This is a genomic window from Kitasatospora sp. NPDC041988, from assembly GCF_055588525.1.
This window is the reverse complement of sequence record NZ_JBVJCO010000031.1, coordinates 19,413-22,644: the sequence shown is the minus strand read 5'-3', so window position 1 is coordinate 22,644 and position 3,232 is coordinate 19,413. Positions and strand designations below refer to the sequence as shown.

At 72.2% G+C, this 3,232-nt stretch carries 2 protein-coding genes; both read left to right on the top strand.

What is annotated here, in order from left to right:
• Positions 1-259 precede the first annotated feature (259 nt).
• Complete coding sequence (locus ACZ6NC_RS27480) at positions 260-895, top strand: FxLYD domain-containing protein (RefSeq protein WP_465736437.1); 636 nt, start codon at positions 260-262, stop codon at positions 893-895.
• 329 nt (positions 896-1,224) lie between these two features.
• The gene (locus ACZ6NC_RS27475; RefSeq protein WP_465736436.1) at positions 1,225-3,027 is read left to right on the top strand and encodes a glycosyl hydrolase family 18 protein; all 1,803 of its coding nucleotides are present in this window, start codon (positions 1,225-1,227) and stop codon (positions 3,025-3,027) included.
• Positions 3,028-3,232: the final 205 nt, after the last annotated feature.

Below are 3,232 nucleotides of genomic sequence, written 5' to 3'. Positions count from 1 at the left end.
CCCACCTTCCCTTGCTGTCCTCCCCCCAACCCCCCCCCCCCCCCCCCCCCCCCCCCCCCCCCCCCCCCCCCCCCCCCCTCTCTCCCCCCCCCCCCCCCCCCCCCCCCCCCCCCCCCCCCCCCCCCCCACCGGGCTCGGCGCGGACCCACCGCTCCTCACCCGGATGAACCAGCTCTGCTGGCGGGTGCGGCCACCTCCTCGGAGGGTGGGGCGGGAGGTGTGCCGGGCACTCCGGCGCCGGGCAGAATCGAGGACCCTGATGGACCGCCAGCCGGATCGCCAGCCGGATCGCCGGACGACAACCCCCCACCGGCCGACCGCCCTGGACCCGGACGCCCCTGTCGTCCGCCGCCCCCGCCGTGCGCTGGCCGGCGTGCTGGCCGCGGCCGTGCTCGGCGCGGCGGCCCTGGCCGGCTGCTCGTCTGACGGCAAGGCGAGCAGTGCCGTCTCCTCGGCCGCCGGCGCGGTGGAGTCCGGTCTCTCGGCCGCCGCCTCCGCCGCCGCGTCGGCGGCGGCCTCGGCCGCGGGCGGGCTCTCCTCGGCCGTCGCGTCGGCGGCCTCCTCGGCGGCCGCGTCGGCGGAGGCGGCGGCCTCCTCGGCGATCGCGGGGGTCAAGGGCGGCCTGGACGCCAAGGGTGACGTCACCACGGGCGAGGTGAAGACCGGCTCGGACGGCAAGGCCGAGGTGCCGCTCACGGTGACCAATCACGGGCAGCAGTCCTACCGATACGTGATCCAGGTCAACTTCACCGATGCCTCGGGCAACGTGCTGGACGTGACGGCGGTGACCGTCGAGGACGTCGCCGCCGGGCAGAGCACCCAGGCCACCGCGAAGAGCAACCGGGATCTCAGTGGCACGGTCAAGGCGGAGGTGGCCAACGCCGTCCGCTACTGACGTGCGTCGCCGATCTGCGCAGACCCGTCCGGACCCGCAGGTCAGCGGGGGTCGGGTGGGAACGGGTGAACCTTAAGGGCGGCTCAAGGCTCAACATCACCCCTTGACGGGGGAGTTGGTCTAGTCCATTTTAATCCCAGGTGCAGGGAGCCCCTGAACCGGCGTCAACGGTCGAGGCCGCGGGCGCCGGTTCGGCATATCCCGGTGTCCGTCAAGGCATGTTCCCGCTCGATTCCCTTCCCTGTTCTGTCATGCCCTGGTCGTGCGGCCCCACCCCGCACGGACCCGCCGGGGCGGCGGAATCCCCCACAACCAGGAGTCACGCACCCATGCTCCGTTCACGTATCGAAAGGGCCGGGACCCCGGCTCAGGAGGGCGGCCGCCGCCGGCGCCCGAAGAGCCTGGCCGCCATCGCGGCCGGCACGACCGCCTCCCTGCTGCTCGGCGCGGGCCTCGCCCTCTCCGGTGGCGCCTCGGCCAACGCGGCCGTCACCAACTCCACCGGCGCGCCGGCCACCAGCGGTGGCATCAAGGTCGCCTACTTCGACCAGTGGTCGGTCTACGCGAACGCGTACTACCCGAAGACGATCCAGGACACCGGCGTGGCCGGGAAGCTGGACTACCTGATCTACTCGTTCGCCAACATCCACCCGAGCGACCTCGGCTGTTTTCAGGCCACCAAGGCCGCCAACCAGGACGACAACAACCCGAACGCCGGTGACGGCGCGGGCGACGCGTTCGCCGACTACCAGAAGAGCTACGGCCCGGACGTGGCGGTCGACGGCGTCGGCGACGCCTGGGGCCAGCCGATCGCGGGCAACTTCAACCAGCTGAAGAAGCTCAAGGCGAAGAACCCCAACCTCAAGATCCTGATCTCGCTGGGCGGCTGGACCTACTCCAAGTACTTCTCGGCGGCCGCCGCCACGGACGCCTCGCGCAAGCACCTGGTCTCGTCCTGCATCGACATGTTCATCAAGGGCAACCTCCCGGCGGACGCCGGCTACGGCGGCCCGGGCTCGGCGGCCGGCATCTTCGACGGCATCGACATCGACTGGGAGTACCCGGGCGGCGGCGGCCACACCGGCAACCTCTCCAGCCCGAACGACAAGCAGAACTTCACCCTGCTGCTGAAGGAGCTGCGCGAGCAGCTCGACGCCCAGGGCAAGGCCGACGGCAGGACCTACGCCACCGCGGCGGCGGTCGGCGCCGGCCAGGACAAGATCCGGAACGTGGAGACCGACAAGATCGGCCAGTACCTCACGTTCCTGGACATCATGACCTACGACATGCACGGTGCCTGGGACACCAAGGGCCCGACCAACCACCAGGCCCCGCTCTACTCCGGCCCGGACGACCCGATGACCCCGGCCGCGCCGGGCCACGGCAAGTACTCGGTCGACGCCGCGATCAAGGCGTACACCGCCGGCGACACCGACTACGGCATCCCGGGCGGCTTCCCCGCCAAGAAGATCAACGTGGGTATCCCGTTCTACTACCGCGGCTGGACCGGCGTTCAGAACAACGGCAAGAACGGCCTCTTCCAGCCCGCCACCGGCCCGGCCGCCGGCGCGGCCATGTCCGGCAACGTCCCCGGCATCCAGATGTACAAGGAGCTCGCGGGCTTCGTCGACAACCCGGCCAAGACCTTCTGGGACGACACGGCGAAGACCACGTACTTCTACGACGGCACCACCTTCTGGACCGGTGAGGACGCCCGTTCGATCCAGGCCAAGGTCGACTACGCCCACTGCAACGGCCTCGGCGGCTCCTTCGCCTTCTCGCTGTACGACCTGGGCACCAAGACCGCGCTGTTCGACAAGATGGTCGAGGCCACCAACGGCTCCGCCGCCGGCTGCCCGGCCGCGCCGACGCCCACCCCGACCGCGACCCCGACGGTGACCCCCACGCCGACCGCCACCGCGACGGCCACGGCCACCCCGACCGCCACCGCGACCCCGACCACCCCGGCCGGCTGCTCCGCCGCCCCGGGCTGGGACTCGGCCGCCACCTACGCCACCCCGACCAAGGTCTCCTGGAAGGGCCGCTACTACACCAACAAGTGGTGGACCAAGGGCGAGGACCCCACCACCACCGGCCAGTGGGGCGTCTGGACCGACAACGGCCCCTGCTGAACCACCCGAGCTCCCGAGCGCCCGAGCTCCCGAGCTCCCGAGCGCCCGAGCGCCCGAGTGTCTGAGTACATGAGGGCCTGACGGACCCGCGCACCGCAATCCGCACCACCATCCGAAGCACAGACGGTCCGGGGGGGGGGGGGGGGGGGGGGGGGGGGGGGGGGGGGGGGGGGTGGGGCGGGCGCGGGGAGGGGGGTGGGGGGGT

Excerpts from the sequence above, each read along its gene's own strand:
- ACZ6NC_RS27475 (WP_465736436.1), top strand. The coding sequence starts at position 1,225 with ATGCTCCGTTCACGTATCGAAAGGGCCGGGACCCCGGCTCAGGAGGGC.
- ACZ6NC_RS27480 (WP_465736437.1), top strand. The coding sequence starts at position 260 with ATGGACCGCCAGCCGGATCGCCAGCCGGATCGCCGGACGACAACCCCC.